This window comes from Clostridium thermopalmarium DSM 5974, assembly GCF_002995795.1.
In the GTDB taxonomy this organism is placed as follows: Bacteria; Bacillota; Clostridia; order Clostridiales; family Clostridiaceae; genus Clostridium_H; species Clostridium_H thermopalmarium.
This window is the reverse complement of the sequence record NZ_PVXN01000037.1, coordinates 57,328-74,836: the sequence shown is the minus strand read 5'-3', so window position 1 is coordinate 74,836 and position 17,509 is coordinate 57,328. Positions and strand designations below refer to the sequence as shown.

General features: G+C 30.8%; 16 protein-coding genes and 1 other annotated feature. Of the genes, 13 read left to right on the top strand and 3 right to left on the bottom strand.

Features of this window, described 5'->3' with window-relative positions:
* The 3 genes from ribH to CPAL_RS07860 all read left to right on the top strand — a co-directional run bounded on the left by ribH (position 1) and on the right by CPAL_RS07860 (position 1,789).
* Complete coding sequence (gene ribH, locus CPAL_RS07870; RefSeq protein ID WP_061857769.1) at positions 1-462, top strand: 6,7-dimethyl-8-ribityllumazine synthase; 462 nt, start codon at positions 1-3, stop codon at positions 460-462.
* 155 nt (positions 463-617) lie between these two features.
* Positions 618-1,193, top strand: a complete 576-nt coding sequence (locus CPAL_RS07865) for a nucleoside recognition domain-containing protein (protein WP_061857768.1) — start codon at positions 618-620, stop codon at positions 1,191-1,193.
* 74 nt (positions 1,194-1,267) lie between these two features.
* Entirely contained in the window at positions 1,268-1,789 is a 522-nt protein-coding gene (locus CPAL_RS07860; protein ID WP_061857767.1) for a spore maturation protein, read from the top strand.
* 47 nt (positions 1,790-1,836) lie between these two features.
* Here the strand turns inward: CPAL_RS07860 and CPAL_RS07855 are convergent, their stop codons facing one another.
* The gene (locus CPAL_RS07855; RefSeq protein ID WP_106024381.1) at positions 1,837-2,775 is read right to left on the bottom strand and encodes a polysaccharide deacetylase family protein; all 939 of its coding nucleotides are present in this window, start codon (positions 2,773-2,775) and stop codon (positions 1,837-1,839) included.
* 443 nt (positions 2,776-3,218) lie between these two features.
* Positions 3,219-3,466 (top strand) — a binding site (T-box leader).
* Positions 3,467-3,553: 87 nt separating this feature from the next.
* On the opposite strand from CPAL_RS07855, the gene metG reads away from it, so the two are divergent.
* On the top strand, positions 3,554-5,494 hold the full coding sequence (gene metG, locus CPAL_RS07850; RefSeq protein WP_061857766.1) for a methionine--tRNA ligase: 1,941 nt from the start codon (positions 3,554-3,556) through the stop codon (positions 5,492-5,494).
* Positions 5,495-5,620: 126 nt separating this feature from the next.
* On the opposite strand, the gene CPAL_RS07845 is transcribed toward metG, so the two are convergent.
* A complete protein-coding gene (locus tag CPAL_RS07845) occupies positions 5,621-6,349 on the bottom strand; it encodes a DUF3298 and DUF4163 domain-containing protein (RefSeq protein ID WP_061857765.1) in 729 nt (242 codons plus the stop codon).
* Between the two features lie 320 nt (positions 6,350-6,669).
* Between CPAL_RS07845 and CPAL_RS07840 the strand changes: the two genes are divergently transcribed.
* The 9 genes from CPAL_RS07840 to CPAL_RS07800 all read left to right on the top strand — a co-directional run bounded on the left by CPAL_RS07840 (position 6,670) and on the right by CPAL_RS07800 (position 16,323).
* Complete coding sequence (locus CPAL_RS07840; RefSeq protein WP_106024380.1) at positions 6,670-8,196, top strand: DUF445 family protein; 1,527 nt, start codon at positions 6,670-6,672, stop codon at positions 8,194-8,196.
* 250 nt (positions 8,197-8,446) lie between these two features.
* Complete coding sequence (locus CPAL_RS07835) at positions 8,447-9,214, top strand: TatD family hydrolase (RefSeq protein WP_106024379.1); 768 nt, start codon at positions 8,447-8,449, stop codon at positions 9,212-9,214.
* A 294-nt stretch (positions 9,215-9,508) separates the two neighbouring features.
* Positions 9,509-10,549 (top strand): ubiquitin-like domain-containing protein, encoded by a 1,041-nt coding sequence (locus CPAL_RS07830; protein ID WP_061857762.1) that lies wholly within the window; start codon positions 9,509-9,511, stop codon positions 10,547-10,549.
* Positions 10,550-10,728: 179 nt separating this feature from the next.
* On the top strand, positions 10,729-11,292 hold the full coding sequence (gene rnmV / locus CPAL_RS07825) for a ribonuclease M5 (RefSeq protein WP_061857836.1): 564 nt from the start codon (positions 10,729-10,731) through the stop codon (positions 11,290-11,292).
* Positions 11,273-12,124 carry a 16S rRNA (adenine(1518)-N(6)/adenine(1519)-N(6))-dimethyltransferase RsmA gene (rsmA, locus tag CPAL_RS07820; RefSeq protein ID WP_106024378.1) on the top strand — a complete coding sequence of 284 codons (852 nt, stop codon included), beginning with the start codon at positions 11,273-11,275 and terminating at the stop codon, positions 12,122-12,124. The genes rnmV and rsmA overlap by 20 nt, the downstream gene beginning before the upstream one ends.
* Positions 12,125-12,306: 182 nt before the next feature.
* Complete coding sequence (locus CPAL_RS07815) at positions 12,307-13,752, top strand: DUF7922 domain-containing protein (protein ID WP_106024377.1); 1,446 nt, start codon at positions 12,307-12,309, stop codon at positions 13,750-13,752.
* 91 nt (positions 13,753-13,843) lie between these two features.
* Positions 13,844-14,428, top strand: coding sequence for a hypothetical protein (locus CPAL_RS07810; RefSeq protein ID WP_061857759.1), 585 nt, complete (start codon positions 13,844-13,846; stop codon positions 14,426-14,428).
* 175 nt (positions 14,429-14,603) lie between these two features.
* Positions 14,604-15,398, top strand: coding sequence for a YhfM domain-containing protein (locus CPAL_RS07805; protein ID WP_420535950.1), 795 nt, complete (start codon positions 14,604-14,606; stop codon positions 15,396-15,398).
* A gap of 85 nt (positions 15,399-15,483) precedes the next feature.
* Complete coding sequence (locus CPAL_RS07800) at positions 15,484-16,323, top strand: Mrp/NBP35 family ATP-binding protein (RefSeq protein WP_061857757.1); 840 nt, start codon at positions 15,484-15,486, stop codon at positions 16,321-16,323.
* A gap of 76 nt (positions 16,324-16,399) precedes the next feature.
* Here CPAL_RS07800 and CPAL_RS07795 read toward each other — a convergent pair whose 3' ends face one another.
* Positions 16,400-17,497, bottom strand: coding sequence for a toxic anion resistance protein (locus CPAL_RS07795; RefSeq protein WP_061857756.1), 1,098 nt, complete (start codon positions 17,495-17,497; stop codon positions 16,400-16,402).
* Positions 17,498-17,509 lie beyond the last annotated feature (12 nt).

Here is a 17,509-nt window from a genome sequence, read left to right as displayed (position 1 = left end):
ATGAAAGTTTATGAAGGAAATTTAGTTGCAGAAGGATTAAAATTTGGGATAGTAGTTGGAAGATTTAATGAATTTATAGGAAGCAGATTATTATCTGGTGCATTAGATGGATTAAAGAGACATGGAGTTAAAGAAAATGAAGTGGAGATTTTCTGGGTGCCTGGGGCCTTTGAAATACCATTAACAGCAAAGAAAATGGCCAAATGCGGAAAATATGATGCGATTATATGCTTAGGAGCAGTTATAAAAGGGGCTACAGCCCATTTTGACTATGTTTGTAATGAGGTTTCTAAGGGAATCGCTAGTGTATCTCTTGATACAGAAGTTCCTGTAATATTCGGAGTATTAACAACTGACACTATAGAACAAGCTATAGAAAGAGCTGGAACTAAAGCTGGTAATAAAGGCTATGAAGCTGCTGTTACAGCTATTGAAATGTCTAACTTATTAAAACAAATTTAAAATTTAATAAGATGAATAATAAAAGGGGCTGTTGCAAGCAACAGTCCCTTTTATTTTTATTAAGTTGGAATCTGTTTTTAATATTTTATTATACATAAGTATATAGTCACATATATTTAAACTAGTAAAGTATATTTGAAAAAGAGGTGATGAAGATGATAAATATAATTTGGTTTTTTCTTTTAGGTTTTGGAATAATTTTCGGATTAGTCACTGGAAAGGGAGAAGTCCTATCAAAATCAGTAATAAGCTCTACAGAAGCATCAGTAAAATTGGTTATTGGACTAGCAGGAATGATGAGTTTATGGAGTGGAATAATGAAAATAGCTCAAAAAAGCGGTATTACAGACAAAATAGCTGTAGTTTTAAGGCCGATATTGAGATTACTATTTAAAGATGCACCGAAGAACAAAGATGCCATGGGAAGCATATTGTTAAATTTAACTTCAAATATGCTTGGGCTTTCTAATGCGGCTACTCCTTTTGGAATAAAGGCTATGGAAGAGCTTCAAAAGTCAAATCCCAAAAAGGACACTGCAACCAATGATATGGCACTCTTTTTAGTCCTTAATGCAACATGTATTCAACTTATTCCCACATCTATAATATCCATGAGAGCGGCATGCGGTTCAACCAATCCAGGAATTGTAATAATACCAGCTATGATAACCACAGGGATAGCAGCTATTATGGGAATTATATATTGTAAGGTTTTGGAGAGGTTCTTTTAGAATGAAGTACTTGCTCTATTAATTATCATGGGAATATTGATAATACATAATATAATTTTGGGGGGGAGAGCATAGTGAATTATTTTATAATCTCCATAATACCAATACTAATAGGATGTATAGTCATATATGGAATGATTAAAAAGGTAAAAGTATATGAATGCTTTATTGAGGGAGCAAAGGATGGGCTTAAATTGTGTTTTAACATATATCCATATCTGCTTGCTATGTTAATAGCTGTTGGAATCTTTAGAGAGTCAGGAGCATTAGGATACTTTATAAATGCTGTAAAGCCCATAGTAAAGTTTATAGGACTGCCTCCAGAGGTTGTACCATTAGTGATGATAAAACCCTTATCGGGAAGTGGAGCACAAGGAGTGTTCATGGACATACTAAAACAGTATGGAGCAGATACATACATAGGGCTTATAGCATCTATAATAATAGGATCTACTGAAACCATATTTTATACACTTACTGTGTATTTTGGGGCAATAAACATAAAAAAAGTCAGACATACAATATGGGCAGCTGTTATGGCAGATTTAACTGCAGTAATAGCTGCTGTAAGTATAGCAAAAGTTATGTTTAAATAAAATAAGCCCTTTAATTTTGAATTAAGGGGCCATTTTTATGAAAAAATTTATAGTTGTGTATCTTGGTCTAAGGTTTTAAATTCATAACCTTGGCTTTTTAAGTATTCTATTACTTCAGGAAGAGAATCAGCAGTAGTTTTTTTAGTAGCAGCATCATGCATTAAAATAACTACATGATTTTTATTCCCAACAGTCTCTTTTAATTTATTTATAAGTTCATCAGCTGGAACATTTAGACGTTCTGCATCTCCATTTAAAGCATTCCAATCTACATAAGTATAACCAGCATTTTTTACAGCTTCTCTATAAGCTGCTCTCTTTGAACCAAAAGAACCTCCAGGGAAACGGATTATTTTACCGTCATATTCACCTAATATAGAATTTAATACTTGTTTGCATTTCTCTAAATCTTTTAAAAAGTTATCAGTATTGCTGTATATATAGTTGTAATCATGAGAATAGGTATGGTTAGCAATAAAATGTCCCTTTGCTTTTTCTTCTTTAATTAATTCAGGATGTTTCTCTGCATTTTGACCTATAACAAAGAAGCTAGCTTTAACGTTATATTTATCTAAAGTTTCCAATATTCTAGGTGTTATATTAGCAGTTGGACCATCATCAAATGTTAAGAAAACCTCTTTTTTACTTTCAGAAGTATTACTAGGTTTTTTATCATTTGAGTCGTTTTTATTAGGTTCAACCTTATCATTAGTGCTTGTCCTATTATTAGTTGTAGTATTATCATTTTTAGAAGTTTCTTCATTTTTATTAGTGTTATCAGTATTGGTGGCAGGTGTGTTGTTCTTATTAGCGTTATCCTTGTTATTTGTGTTAGGATTTGCTTGTAAAGATTTATTTGAAGGATCTGAAGCCGGCTCATTTAGAAATTTATTTCCAGCTATAAATCCCATTGAAAATACCAATATAAATCCTAATAGTATTAAAGAAATTCTTTTAAATGTGTTTTTTTTTAATGATCTTTTCAAAGTTATCCCACCCCTTAATAAAATTTAAATAGTTTCTTTTGTAGTAAATGTGTTTACAGTATTCCGTACAATAAAGTTAAAAAATAAGAGGGTATGTAATATTATATAACCCTAGTGTAAAATGTGTGATTTCTTTTTTCCTATCCTCTTACTGTTTATTAAAAAAAGTTATAGGATTTGTCCCTCTACTTTATAAACCTTCAACTTAAATACCTTGTACAACACAATTACCATAACTATTATATCACCTTTAGACAAGTTTGCATTAATAATTTTGTCTAAAATGTAAAGTTAACATTTAACAATATCTGAAGTAAAATAATTTTGTCGATAGGGATGGTTGGAATATAGCAAGAAAGAGGAATAATTATTTTGAGAGAAGATAATAATATTGACATATTAAGTAATTTATCATAATATTTTATATAAGAAAATTATAGTTGCAAAATGCATTGAAGAGAAGAGTAGAAGATGGAAGTATCTAAAGAGAGCTAGGGAAGGTGAAAGCTAGCGATATGGAAGTCTTTGAAGATGGTCTTGGAGCATATAATCTGAATAGTTAGGGTTGTACGGATGCAGCCGTTATACTGCAAAGTGATGAAATTAACTTAGGTTAAGGAGTCACTTATTGAGGTTTTTGATGTAAATCAAAGACGAATTAGAGTGGTAACGCGTAAATTACGCCTCTAAGTGGAATAATTCTGCTTAGAGGTTTTTTGTATCTATAGTTGAAATAAAAATATGATGAAAAATTTTTATCATAAGAGGAGGAAGAAAAATGAGCAGAGGAACTTATTATATAACTACTCCAATTTATTATCCATCAGCAAACTTACATATAGGTAATACCTATACTACAGTTGCAGCAGATGCTATAGCTAGATTTAAAAGACTTACAGGATATGATACTTTTTTCTTAACAGGAACAGATGAACATGGTCAAAAGATTCAAAGGCTTGCAGAAGCTAAAGGTGTTACTCCAAAGGAGTATGTTGATGAAATTGTGGCAGGAATAAAAGATTTATGGAAGATGATGAATATAAGCTATGATAAGTTTATAAGAACTACAGATGATTATCATGTAGAGGTAGTTCAAAAAATATTTAAGAAGTTATATGATCAAGGAGACATATATAAGGGAGAGTATGAAGGTTTGTACTGTACTCCTTGTGAATCTTTCTGGACAGAAACTCAACTTGTAGATGGAAAGTGCCCAGACTGCGGTAGGCCAGTTGAGAAAACTAAGGAAGAAGCTTATTTCTTTAGAATGTCAAAATATGCTGATAAGCTTATAGAGTATATTGAAACTCACCCAGAGTTTATACAACCAGAATCACGAAAGAATGAGATGCTTAATAACTTTTTAAGACCAGGACTTCAAGATTTATGCATATCAAGAACCTCTTTTAACTGGGGAATACCAGTAACTTTTGATGACAAACATGTTATATATGTATGGATAGATGCGCTTTCAAACTATATAACTGCTCTTGGTTATGGCCAGGAAAATGATGAGTTATATAAAAAGTATTGGCCAGCAAATGTTCACCTTGTAGGTAAGGACATTTTAAGATTCCATACAATCTATTGGCCAATTATGCTTATGGCATTAGGTGAGCCTCTTCCAAAACAAGTATTTGGTCATGGATGGCTACTAGTTGACGGAGGTAAGATGTCAAAATCTAAAGGAAATGTAGTAGATCCAGTGACTTTGGTAAAACATTTTGGAACAGATGCAGTAAGATATTATCTTTTACATGAAATACCATTTGGCCAAGATGGGCTATACACAAGTGAAATCTTTATAAAGAAGACAAATTCAGACCTTGCAAATGACCTTGGAAATCTTTTAAATAGAACAATAGCAATGATCAATAAGTATTTTGATGGAGTGATTCAAGCACCAACTGCTAAAGAAAAAATTGATGATGACTTAATTAAGGTAGCTATTGAAGCTCCATCAAAGGTTGAAGAGAAAATGGATAATTTAAAGATTCCAGAAGCTTTAGATGAGATTTGGGCAGTTGTAAGAAGAAGCAATAAATATATTGATGAAACTATGCCTTGGGTACTTGCTAAGGATGAAGATAAGAAAGAAAGACTGGGAACTGTTTTATACAATTTAGTTGAAAGTCTTAGAATTATATCTGTAATGCTTTCTGCTTTCTTACCAGAAACAAGTGATAAGATAAACAGACAGCTAAATGTAAGTCTTGCAACTTGGGATAGCATAGCTTCCTTTGATGGAACTCAAGCAGGAACAAAGGTGGGAGCAGGAGAAGTTATTTTCCCAAGAATAGACGTAGAAAAGAAGCTAGAAGAACTTTCAAAACTTCAACAGCAGCAAAAAGAGAAAGCAGCAGCTTCTGAAGAACCTAAGATGGAACCTATAAAGCCTGAAATCACAATAGAAGACTTTGAGAAGATCGATTTAAGAGTGGTTAAGGTAATAGAATGTGAGCCTGTTAAAAAAGCAAATAAGCTTCTTAAGCTGAAGGTAGATTTAGGTGGAGAAGAAAGACAGGTGGTTTCAGGAATAGCAAAATATTATAAACCAGAAGAACTAGTTGGTAAGTATGTTGTGCTTGTTGCTAATTTAAAACCTGTAAAATTAAGAGGAGAATTATCACAAGGAATGATTCTTGCAGCATCTGATGAAAAAGATAAGCTATTTGTAGTAGATCCGGGTAAACTGCCAACTGGAAGCATTGTAAGATAACACTCTGAGATTAAATATATAAAATAAGCCAAAGTAAAGCCGCTTGCTCAGTTTAAAAAACTAAGCGAAGCGGCTAAATTTTTCCACTTCCTTAAGCATTTCTACTAAGAAAGTGTTTTACATTTCTTACATCTTAAATTTATCAAGTGGTATCTTAAACTCGGGAATTCCAAAGGCGTATGGTGCAAGCTCATAGACTTGAAAGAATATGACTAAGTTTTTTCCATCAATATAAAAATCTTGTTCGTTGGAGATGCCTTTAAAGGATGAAGGAAAGTACATTTCTTTATTCTTTTCTATCTGTTTATTGATCTCATCATTAATTATATCCTTATATAAAGTGCCTTCTTTGAATAAGTCCTTTAAAGTTAACTTATTGCCATTAGTTAAATCTATATTATATGCTTTTCTAAATGTAATTCCATGAGCACCGCCAGTATACTGATAATAATCTATATAAAGACTTAATAAATCACCTTTGATACAAGTTACTTTATAGGTAGTAACAGCAGTATATGGTATAGTAGGTATACCGTGCTCTTCTGCCTGCTCTGAATATTCTTTTGCCATTTCTTCTATCTCATTTTTAAAACTTAATATATCTGTTTTAAACATAGAATTAATTTTTTTCTGAAGTTTTAAATCACTTAAGCCTTGAAGTACTGGTATCTGTAAGTTAACTTCTACTAATTCATTTTTGCTTGTAAGTTTATCCTCAACAATTTTAACAGAAGAATATAAATTTGATATGAGTGCTGTTGTTTCAATTGCTGAGATTGTTCTATGCAGATTGAAACAGGGAATGCTTGTTAAGGGAATAACCGATGCTAATCCAAGGCAAAATAGTTTTTTCATTTTATGGACCTCCTAATATTAAATTAACTATTAAACTAACTTTCACAATCATAACTTACTTTAATATTAGTATTGACATTTTAGGGAGTTTACTTACTGATTATTGTGATGAAAATAATTAATTAAATAAATTACAATAAATGAAGAGTAACTTATTAAGAGAAGGGTATACTTATTATGATAATAATAGAAAGTTTAGTTAATATATTCAAATTCTTAACTAGTTATAGTAAAATTACACTTGTTGAATTTAATCTAAAATTGTAATATATTCAAGTTATAATATTTTGTAATAAGACTAGGAGGGGAAGGGATAAAGTATGCCATATACAAGAGTGTTATTTTCAGCTATAGTAGGAGCTATAATAGGTTATATAACAAATTGGTTGGCTATAAAAATGTTATTTAGACCTCATGAAGAAAAGAGGATTTTTGGTTTAAAGGTACCTTTTACACCGGGACTTATACCAAAGGAGCAGAAAAGAATTGCAAAGAGCGTAGCAGATGCAATAGGTAATCATCTTTTAACTAGTGATACTATGCTTGAAGCACTACAAAACAATGGAATAGACAAAAAGTTTGAATCATGGATAGAAGGAAAAGCCCTTGAAATATCGAGAAAAACTATATCTATAGGAGAACAAATCAAGATTATAGTAGGAGAAAAATTCCATGGAGTTATAAAAAACATAAAAGATAAAATGTCTACATTTTTTATATCATTTATAAGAAAAGATAAGGTTAAATGCGAATTGGAAAAATTAGTATTAGATGTTATAAAAAAAGAACTTTCTAAAGATCCAAACATTATATTAGAAAGTGATTATTATAAAAATATAAGAAATGAGATAATAAAAAAATCAGCACAATATAAGAATTCAGAAGAATTTAAGAAAAATATAGAGGAACTTATAAAAGACAAGATTTCAAATTTAGAAGATACAGATAAATCATTAGAGGAAGTTATACCTGTTGGGATTATAAGCACTATAAAAGTATATGTATATAGTAAAAACTATGACATAGCTATGAAGATTAAGGAAACATTAAAAGAAGAAGAAGTCCAAACTAAGCTAAAAAAATTTTTATCAGATATGATAAGTATCAATATCAATCCTATGATTGCTATGTTCCTAAACACAGATACAATTTATAGTAAATTAGTTCCAGCTATAGATAATTATCTTGATAAAGAAGAAAATCAAAGAGAAATAGCTCTATTAATTAATAGTTTAATTGATAAAGCACTAAAAACTAAGGTGGGAGATATTTTATCTAACATTTCAGAGGAAAGTAAAGAAAGAAATATAGAGGCTATTGGAGATATTATAATAGATAAGGTAATAGACGAGAAAGTTATTAGTGCTATACTATCTGCTTTAGAAGATAAGGTTAGAGATAAGGAAACTTTACAAGAGCTGTTTTCAGAGTTCAATATAAATACAGAAGAAGTTTTAACAAGGTTTATAGGAATTAAAATAGATGAGATAATTGATAGTAGTGAGTTAGAAGAAAAAATAAGAGAATACACAAATTCAACTATAGACAATATTTTAAACATTAAGATCTCAGACTTGTCAAATGGAAAAGAAGCTCAAATATCAAAAATAGCACTAAAGACTTCGGAAGGATTGTTTAATAGATTTGTAACAAGTAAAGCAGTAGAGTTTATAGAAGCTTTAGACATAAGAAAAATAGTTGAAGATAAAATTAATTCTTTTGAAGTTTCTTTTGCAGAGGAAATCATATTAGAAATCGCAAGCAGAGAATTAAATGCTATCACTTCCCTTGGAGCATTGCTTGGATTTATAATGGGACTTTTATCAGCAATCATGGCAGCAATATAGAATATTACACATGGGATTTGTATTTAGGAAAGCTTCACGTCTAGTGTTTGTTCAACGCTTTCTACAATGCAAATCCCATGCGTGATGTTGAAATATTTCGCCAATTTACTGTAACTTTTAGATGGAATAGATAAAGACAATTTAAGAAGTTGAGAAAGGCAGTTTAGGGAGTTTAAGCGCTTTGCTGAGTTTAGAGAGCTTAGAAAGTTTAGGCAGTGTAGGTTAAGATAGAGGTTTGGAGGGATAGAGTATGATATTTGATTCTCATGCACACTATGATGATGATAGCTTTGATGAAGATAGAGAAAAGGTTATAGAGGAAATACATAATAATGGGGTAATAGCAGTTTTGAACTGTGGTGCTTCTTTTCAAGGGGCTAAGGATTCTGTAAAGTTAGCTGAAAAATATGATTTTTTCTATGCAGCTGTGGGTATTCATCCAGAGAATGCTTATGAACTTACAGACGAGACTCTTAAAGAAATAAGAGAAATGACTAAAAATCCAAAGGTAAAAGCTATAGGAGAAATAGGGCTTGATTATTATTGGGAGGAGAATCCTCCAAAGGATGTTCAAAAAGAAGTATTTAGAAAACAGATGGCTCTTGCAAAGGATTTAGGCTTACCAGTGGTAATTCATGATAGAGAAGCTCATGGTGACACTTTAGAGATTATGAAGGAATTCCCAGAGGTTAAAGGAGTTGTTCATTGCTTTTCAGGAAGCGTTGAATTTGCCCGTGAATGCTTAAAGTTAGGATATTATATAGGATTTACAGGGGTTATAACCTTCAAAAATGCTAAAAAGATAATAGAAGTAGCAAAGGAAGTTCCTATGGACAGAATTTTGGTTGAAACAGATGCTCCGTATATGGCTCCAACACCACATAGAGGAAAGCGAAATCAGTCAGACTACATAAAATTTATAATTGAAAAAATTGCAGAAATAAAGGAAGTTTCTCCAGGGTTTATGGAAAATTTAACCATAAATAATGCTAAAAACTTGCTAAAAATTAAATCCTAGTGTAAAATATATTTACAGATTTTTTGCACAATATCTTATAAAAGTTGTTTCAATATAGTCTCAAAACTAATGAATAAAGAGAGATAAACTGTAAACAACCCCATATAGTAGACTAGAAAATACATAGTAATAGTATGTATTTGATTGAAACAACTCTAAATAACCATGAGATGAAAACTATGCAGATAATGCATTTTTTATTAACTTATAAATAAGGACAAAAGGTGCTTAATTTGACGGATTTTCATATGTACGGTATAATGGTTGAGTCACTTTTGTCAAGGAGGTTTATGTATGTTACAAAAATTAAAAAGCGACATAAGAACCTACTTCTCAAATGGACCTAAAATACTTTTTATAGCCGTGCTAATATTTATGTGTGGGATGATAGGATTATTTAGTGCTGAAAAGAGTATAAACATAGTAATCGATGGGCAAGAAATAAATATTAAGACATATAGAAGTAATGTAGCAGATGTTCTAAAAAAGAATAATATAGTTCTAGGTCCAAAGGATATAGTACAACCAGACCTAAATAGCAAGATAAAATCGGGAGATACAATAAGGATAAAAAAGGCCGTTAATGTAAAACTAGAGATGGATGGCAAAACTAAAACTATTCTAACTAATGCAGATAATGTGGGAGAACTATTAGAAGAAGAGGGAATAGTTTTAGGAAAAGAGGATATAGTATCACCATCCAAAGAAGAACATATTAAAGATAATCTTAAGATAGCAATCACAAGGATAAGCACAAAAATAGAAAAAAAGGTTGAGCCTATTGAATTTGCTACTGAGATAAAAAAGGATAGTTCATTAAAGGAAGGACACAGAAAAGTTGTACAAGAAGGTACAGCTGGAGAAAAGGAAATAAACATAAAAGTTGTATATAAAAACGGAAAAGAAGTATTAAGAGAAGTTGTAGAAGAGAAAGTAGTCAAAAAGCCTGTGACTAGGGTAATAGCTCTTGGAACCATGAAGGAGCTAAGACTTTCACGTGGCGACAGTGTGAATTATAAGAAAAAATATAGAATGAGAGCTACTGCATATACAGCTAGCTATAGAGATACAGGTAAGAATCCTGGGGATAAAGGCTTTGGACTTACTGCATCAGGAACTAGAGTAAAAAGAGTTCCAGATGGTTACAGTACTGTTGCTGTAGATCCACGAGTTATTCCACTTGGTACGAAGTTATATATAGAAGGATACGGCTATGCTATTGCCGAGGATACTGGCAGCGCTATTAAAGGTAATAAGATAGACTTATACTTTAACAGCGATGCACAAGTGGATAGGTGGGGAGCAAGATACGTAAATGTATATGTAATCAAATAGAGCGCTTGCGCTCTATTTTTTATATGTTTGTGCATCTTTGTTCTTTTGCTTGACATAATAATACATATAGTTAAAAATATTAAGGAAGGTATCTATGTGGAAAAATTATTAAAAGCCAAGGATATTATACATAAAGAAAAACATGAAACATAATAGTGAGTGGAGGCTTTTATTACATGATGATAAAGGAAGTTATTGTAGTTGAAGGTAGAGACGATATAACTGCTGTAAAAAGAGCTGTAGATGCAGAGATAATAGCAGTAGGCGGCTTTGGAATTAATGCTAAAGTAATAGAAAGAATAAAAGAAGCTCAAAAAAGGCAGGGTGTAATTGTATTTACAGATCCTGATTTTGCAGGTGAAAGGATAAGAAGGATTATATCAAAAAGAGTAAAAGGAATAAAACATGCTTATATAACTAAGGAAGAAGGATTTAAAGATGATGATATAGGTGTGGAAAATGCATCACCGGAAACCATAATAAAGGCTTTGCAAAATGCAAAATGTGAAGTTAAAGAGAAAAGAAATGAATTTGGATCAGAGGATTTATACTTTTTTAAGCTTACAGGAAGCAAAGAAGCAAAGAAAAGACGAGAAGCTTTAGGAAAAGAATTAGGAATAGGTTATTGTAATTCTGCACAATTTATAACTAGGCTTAATAATTATGGAATAAGTAAAGAAGAATTTATAAAAGCGTTAGAGAAGGTTAATAAGGAGATAAACGATGGAGAAGTTAACAACTAGAGATGTTGTAAAAAAGTATAATTTTAAATTTACTAAAAGTTTAGGTCAAAATTTTTTAATAGATGACTCTGTTTTAGAAGATATAGTAAAAGGTGCAGAGGTATCTCATGATGACTTTATTATAGAAATTGGTCCTGGAGTAGGTACATTAACAAGAGAGCTTTTAGCTAAGGCTAAAAAGGTATGTGCTATTGAATTAGATTCGGATTTAATTCCTATTTTAAAGGAAGAACTTAAGGACTTTGATAATTTTGAACTTATACATAAAGATGCTTTAAAAGTGGATTTTAACGAGATAATAGGAGAAGAAAAAAGCGTTAAGGTAGTAGCAAACTTGCCTTATTATGTTACAACTCCTATAATAGCAAATTTGCTTACTAAAGGATATAACTTTAAGTCATTGACTATAATGATTCAAAAAGAGGTAGCAGAAAGAATAAATGCAGAGCCAGGTAATAAGGATTACGGTTCACTATCTGTATTGGTACAATACTATTGCGATACAAAGATATTAAGAAAGGTGCCGCCAACTTCCTTTATACCTCAGCCCAAGGTAGAGTCTATAGTTATAAGATTGGATAAGCTAGATAAGCCTAGGGTGGAAGTAAAGGATAAAGATCTATTCTTTAAGGTGGTAAGACAGTCCTTTAATATGAGAAGAAAAACTTTAAGAAATGCAGTAAAAAGTTTAGGAATGTTAAGTTCCGAAGAAATGGATAAGGTTTTTGAAGATGCAGGAATAGATTCAAAGAGAAGAGGAGAAACACTAAGTCTTCAGGAGTTTGCCAATTTAGCTGATAGTATTTACAAGATTAAAATTAGTAGCAAATAAGTCTTTGTAAGGTATAGAATAAATAAAATATAATATAAGCATAATATTTGAGAAGTTTAGCATATAAAACTGCTAAGCTTTTCTTTTTTTAAACTTTTTGTCTATTTTTTGAAAATATCACATATATTATATTAATGAAAAAATGAATAAATCATTGATTAAGTTGTATAGGGGGTAAACCGGTGGCAGCTAAAAGAAGTTATAGTAGATACTTTATTATATTACAGGAAGATGAAAAAGGCTATTCAACAGATAGTAATAAATTTCCTACGGGGTATGCGAAGGTTGAAAGAAAGAATGATAAATGCAGGGTATCATACTATGTTCAAAATTTAAAAAGGACTAAAGATTCCTATTATATGATGCTAATATGTGATAGAAAAAACGATAAGAGATTAATAAAGCTTGGAAAAATAAATATTGATAATTATGGAAGGGCAGATGTATCTTATGAATATGATGCAAACAATGTAGCAAACTGCAACGTACCAATGGACACAATTAAAGGGGCAGCTATAGTTACTATGGACGGATCTACTATTCATGGAGTATTAACAGGATTTGTAAGTGGAACTAAACTAGATGATTGGAAGAGCTATGCTGTAATTGAAAACAAGGAAAGAATGGAAAATAAAAAACCTGAATCAGCTGAGAAAAAGGAAATAAAGGATAATAAGAATGATGTAAAAATATCAGAATCTCCAAAAGAGGAAGCTGATATAAAGAGAGAAAAAAATATATTTGATGAGTATGAAAAGAACATAGAAGCTGCTAAGAACATAATAATTGAGGAGAATGAGGAGAAGGATAGTAGTTATGTAGAACAGCCTAGAGAAGAAGAAAAACAAGATAAGAAAGAGAATAGTGAAGAAAAAGAGGAAAGATCTAAAGAATATGAGGTTGAAGTGAATACAATCCAAGAAGATAAAACTGAGAAAGATAGAGCTCAGGAGCCGGAGATTTATGATGCACAAATTGTAAATGTAGAAGCTGAGGATAGAGAAATTAAAAGTGTGGAAGCTGAAGGTAGAGAAATTGAAGAGGGAGAAGTTAAAGGTGAAATTAGTTTAAAAGAATCAGAAGCTCAAAGGCAGGATGAACAAGCAGAAAAGGGAGAAGTTAAGATTAAGGATAAGTTAGAAGAGCATACTGATTTAGAACGCAAAGGAGAAAATAAGGAGGATAATGAGGATTATCCAGTAGGGAAAATAGGAAAGTTCTTCAAATCTATGGCTAGTGGTCTAGAAGAATTGAAAAATATATGTCCGGAGGTTGGAAAGTGCAGATGGTATAAGATTAGCTGTAAGGAATTTATGAATGCTAACCCAGCTAAAGACTTTAATAAATATACAACCTTATATTATCCTATGAACAGCTGCTATCCATATATTAGAAGAAAAGGACATTATCTAGTAGGATATAAATGCGATAAGGATGGAAATATGAAGTATTTAGTATATGCTATACCCGGAAGTAAATCAATATATGATCAGCCTTTTGGAGGAGCTACGGGATTTGTTACATGGGTTTCAAAAAATAAGAATAATGATAGAGAAGATAGAGAAGGATATTGGGTAATGTTCTATGACTTTAAAAATTCAACAATAGTGGTTCCAGTTAAGAGGTAAGTTCTTAACTAACTGCTTAAACTTAAGCAGTTAGTTTTGGCATTTTTTGATTGAGACAGATATAAAATTATGTTTTTATGGGGGGGCTTATATGAAGAGAATAGTGAATAAGAAAAAGCTTGAAGTCTTTCTTGTGGTTATAACATTAATGACCTTATTGTTTGGTATTGGAGAAATAATTAAAGAACAGTTAAAGCCTGTAAGTTTTATGCAGAATGATATAAAGGAGTTAAGGAATTTTGAAGCTTTAGATGGTAACATATCTTATAAACTTCCTTCAAAATGGACAACTTCCACAGAAACTTTTCCAGGAGGACAAATAGTATATCATAATAATTTCAAATCTGAAGATTTGCTAATAAGTGGATTTGTACAGGTATGGAATTATGAAGATGACTTAAAGAGATTTTTAGATATGAGTAAAAAGGTATCTGAATCAGAGAATAAGATAAAAAATTATAAGATTACAAATATAAAAGTAAGTGGTAAAGAAGGATATATGATAAAATACAATATGAAGTCAAAAAAAATAGATTATACAGTCTATGAATACTTCATTAAACGTCAAAAAGGTTTTGTCAGATTTTCTTTCTTTACAAGAAATAAAAACTTTAGGGAATACATGGGAACTCTATATGATTCAATAGTAAGAACTTTAGAAATAAAAGAAGGCTAATCAATTGATTTACATATATTAAAGTATTATAATTTTATGTATATAAGGAAACCTAGCGTTTCCTTTGTTCTTTGTATGGACTTATATGATATCAAAGTAGCAATACTTATAATATAAAATGGGAAATTTACTAGGGGGAAAATAGGTGAATAAGAAGATAAAAGTTACTGCTATAATGCTTGTAATAATTTTATGTATTTTTTTTGCAGGATGTGCAAGAATAGATGATTTAAAGGTAAAACTAGGAATTAAAAATAAGGATTTTGAATATATAAACGAAGGTAGAATAAGTAAAATAACAATACAAAATAAAAGAGATAAAGGATATACATTTATAATCACAGATAAGGATGCAATAAAAGAACTATATGACATATTATCAAAGGCAAAAGAGGTGGAAAATAAAATCACCTTGGAACCTGATTATATACTGGAATTCCATGAAGGGATGAATAATGTACATAGATTTAATTATGTTGCTGGATTAGATAAGAAAGATTTAGGAAACCTATATAGCGATGATAAAATATATGTTGTATCCAAAAGACTAGATAATGATATAATGCAGAACTTCTGGAACATAAGAAAACCTAATAAGTTTAATGAGGTTTATTATACTTCCATGCTTAAAGCTATAGAAGATTATAGAAAAACAATAGGAAAAGATAAAAAAATAGGCATAGACATTAGTGATGAAGAAGTTGCTAAGTTTATTTTGACTATGGATATAGAGGAGTTTAAGGAAAAACTTGGGGATAATGAAAAGATGATAACTGATGGAGATAGAAATAAGTATGATATTACAATGGATATAGAAACCCAAGGATATAAAACAGATATTTATAAATGTATAATAACCTTTTTTAATAAAGAAACTAAAAAGGAAACAAAATATTATTTCGTTAATAAATATGATTTGAATTACTGGAAGTTTAATTTTACTAAAGATAAGAAACCAGAAAACTTTTAGAATTTAAATAATATAAGTGGTATAATGATAATGAGGCAGAAATGTTGCATTTAAAAATAAGTTTTACACATAGGAGGAATAAAAAATGGGCGACTGCAATGGATGTCCAAGTAAAGGGACATGTAATGAAAAGGATTGTTCAAAAATGATTCCTAAGTATGGAAATATAAAGAATATAATAGGGGTTATAAGTGGTAAAGGCGGAGTAGGTAAATCTACAGTTACAGGAATATTAGCAGCACAGCTTTCAAAAAAAGGATATAAAGTAGGAGTGTTGGATTCAGATATAACAGGTCCATCTATGCCAAGGATTTTAGGAATAAGCGATAAAAGAGCTCAAATGATTCAATATGAAGGTCAAGAGAATGAGCCAAGGTTTATTCCTGTAGAAACTGAGGGTGGAATAAAGGTAATGTCATTAAATCTTCTTATAGAAGATGAAGACCAGCCAGTAATTTGGAGAGGACCTTTACTTACAGGAGTTCTAAACCAAATGTATGGAGATACAGTATGGGGAGAATTAGATTATCTTCTTATAGATATGCCTCCAGGAACTGGAGATGTTGCTTTAACAATAATGCAAAATTTACCTATAACAGGAATGGTAGTGGTTTCAACTCCTCAAGATATGGTTTCTATGATAGTTAAAAAGGTAGTAGTTATGATAGAAAAAATGGATATAAAAATATTAGGTGTAGTAGAAAATATGTCCTACATAAAGTGCGGTAACTGCGGAGAAAAGGTGAGAGTATTTAGCAAGAAACCAGCAGAAGAACATGTTGGATACCTTGGAGTTCCTCTTCTTGCAGAAATGCCTATAAATTTAGATTTAGCTGAGAATCTAGAAAAAGGAACAATGGAAAGTTATATCAAAAATTCATCAGAATATGATGAATTAATAGATAATTTTATGAAAAGACTATAAAATAAAATTAGTATAATAAAAATAGGCAGTGGAAATATAAATTCACTGCCTATTTTTTATTATTTTCTAACTTTGCTTATTTTCTCACTCTGCTTTCAAAGTCCTTTTGTATAGCTTCAAGCCTTTTTTGTCCGTCAATACGTTTTTGTTTTGCTTCGTTTTCTATTTGTCTTGTTTCTTCAATCCCTTTAACTATGGTTTCCCATGTTTTTTCAAGGGTTTCTATATTTATGGAGCTGCCTGAGGCAAGCTGTGCTGTTAGTTTTGATTGAAGAGCTGTATTTTGAGCGTTTCTAATCAATAATTCATTTGTTTTTTCATCTAATGCGGCCATAGCTTTAGCCTGAACTGCTTGTCTTTTTAGAGTTATAGCTTGAGTTAAGCACTGCTTAAATATAGGAATAGTAACTATAAAAGCAGAATTTATCTTTCTTATTAAATTGTAATTTCCCTTTTGTATCAACTTTATTTGAGGCATTGTTTGAAGAGCTACATTTTTAGCAAGTTCCAAATCGTAAACTCTTTGTTCAAGCATTTCTAATACCTGCATAGCATTAGATAGATTTATTTGGTCTATTTGTTCTGTTGAATTAGCTGCTTTGTTTTGAAGGTCAGGGAGTATTCTATTTTTAAAGTCTTGAATAACTAAATTACCAGCACAGATATATTTTTCAAGGGTTTCGTAATATTCTATATTTTTATTAAACATCTGCTCTAAATCATTATTTGATGCATTAATTTCTGATTCGTACTTTTTAAGTTGAACATATACTTTATCGATTTCTCCACCCATAGTATGATACTTTTTGAAAAGAGCTTCAATAGAATCTTTAGCTTTATTAAAAAGTTTAGAAAAGAAGCCTTGTTTCTTTTCTTCAAAGTCTTTTATATCAAACTTATCCATTATACTATTAAGTTGAGTTAATAAGGTTCCTGAATCCTCAACCTTAGTTGTTTCAATTGTATGCAATATTTGATCAGCAAATTTAGAGATTTCAACTGCGGTTTCTTGTCCAAAATTCATTACAGAATCCACATTTGATACATCAAGTTCCCTTGCAATTGCAAGTACCTCTGGAGAGTTTTTTACTCTCAAGGATATTTCATTAGTTTCTTTTTCTAAGTTAATACTTTCAGTACTTAATTCGTTGTTTATGTTTGTATTACCAAGCATAAAATTTCCTCC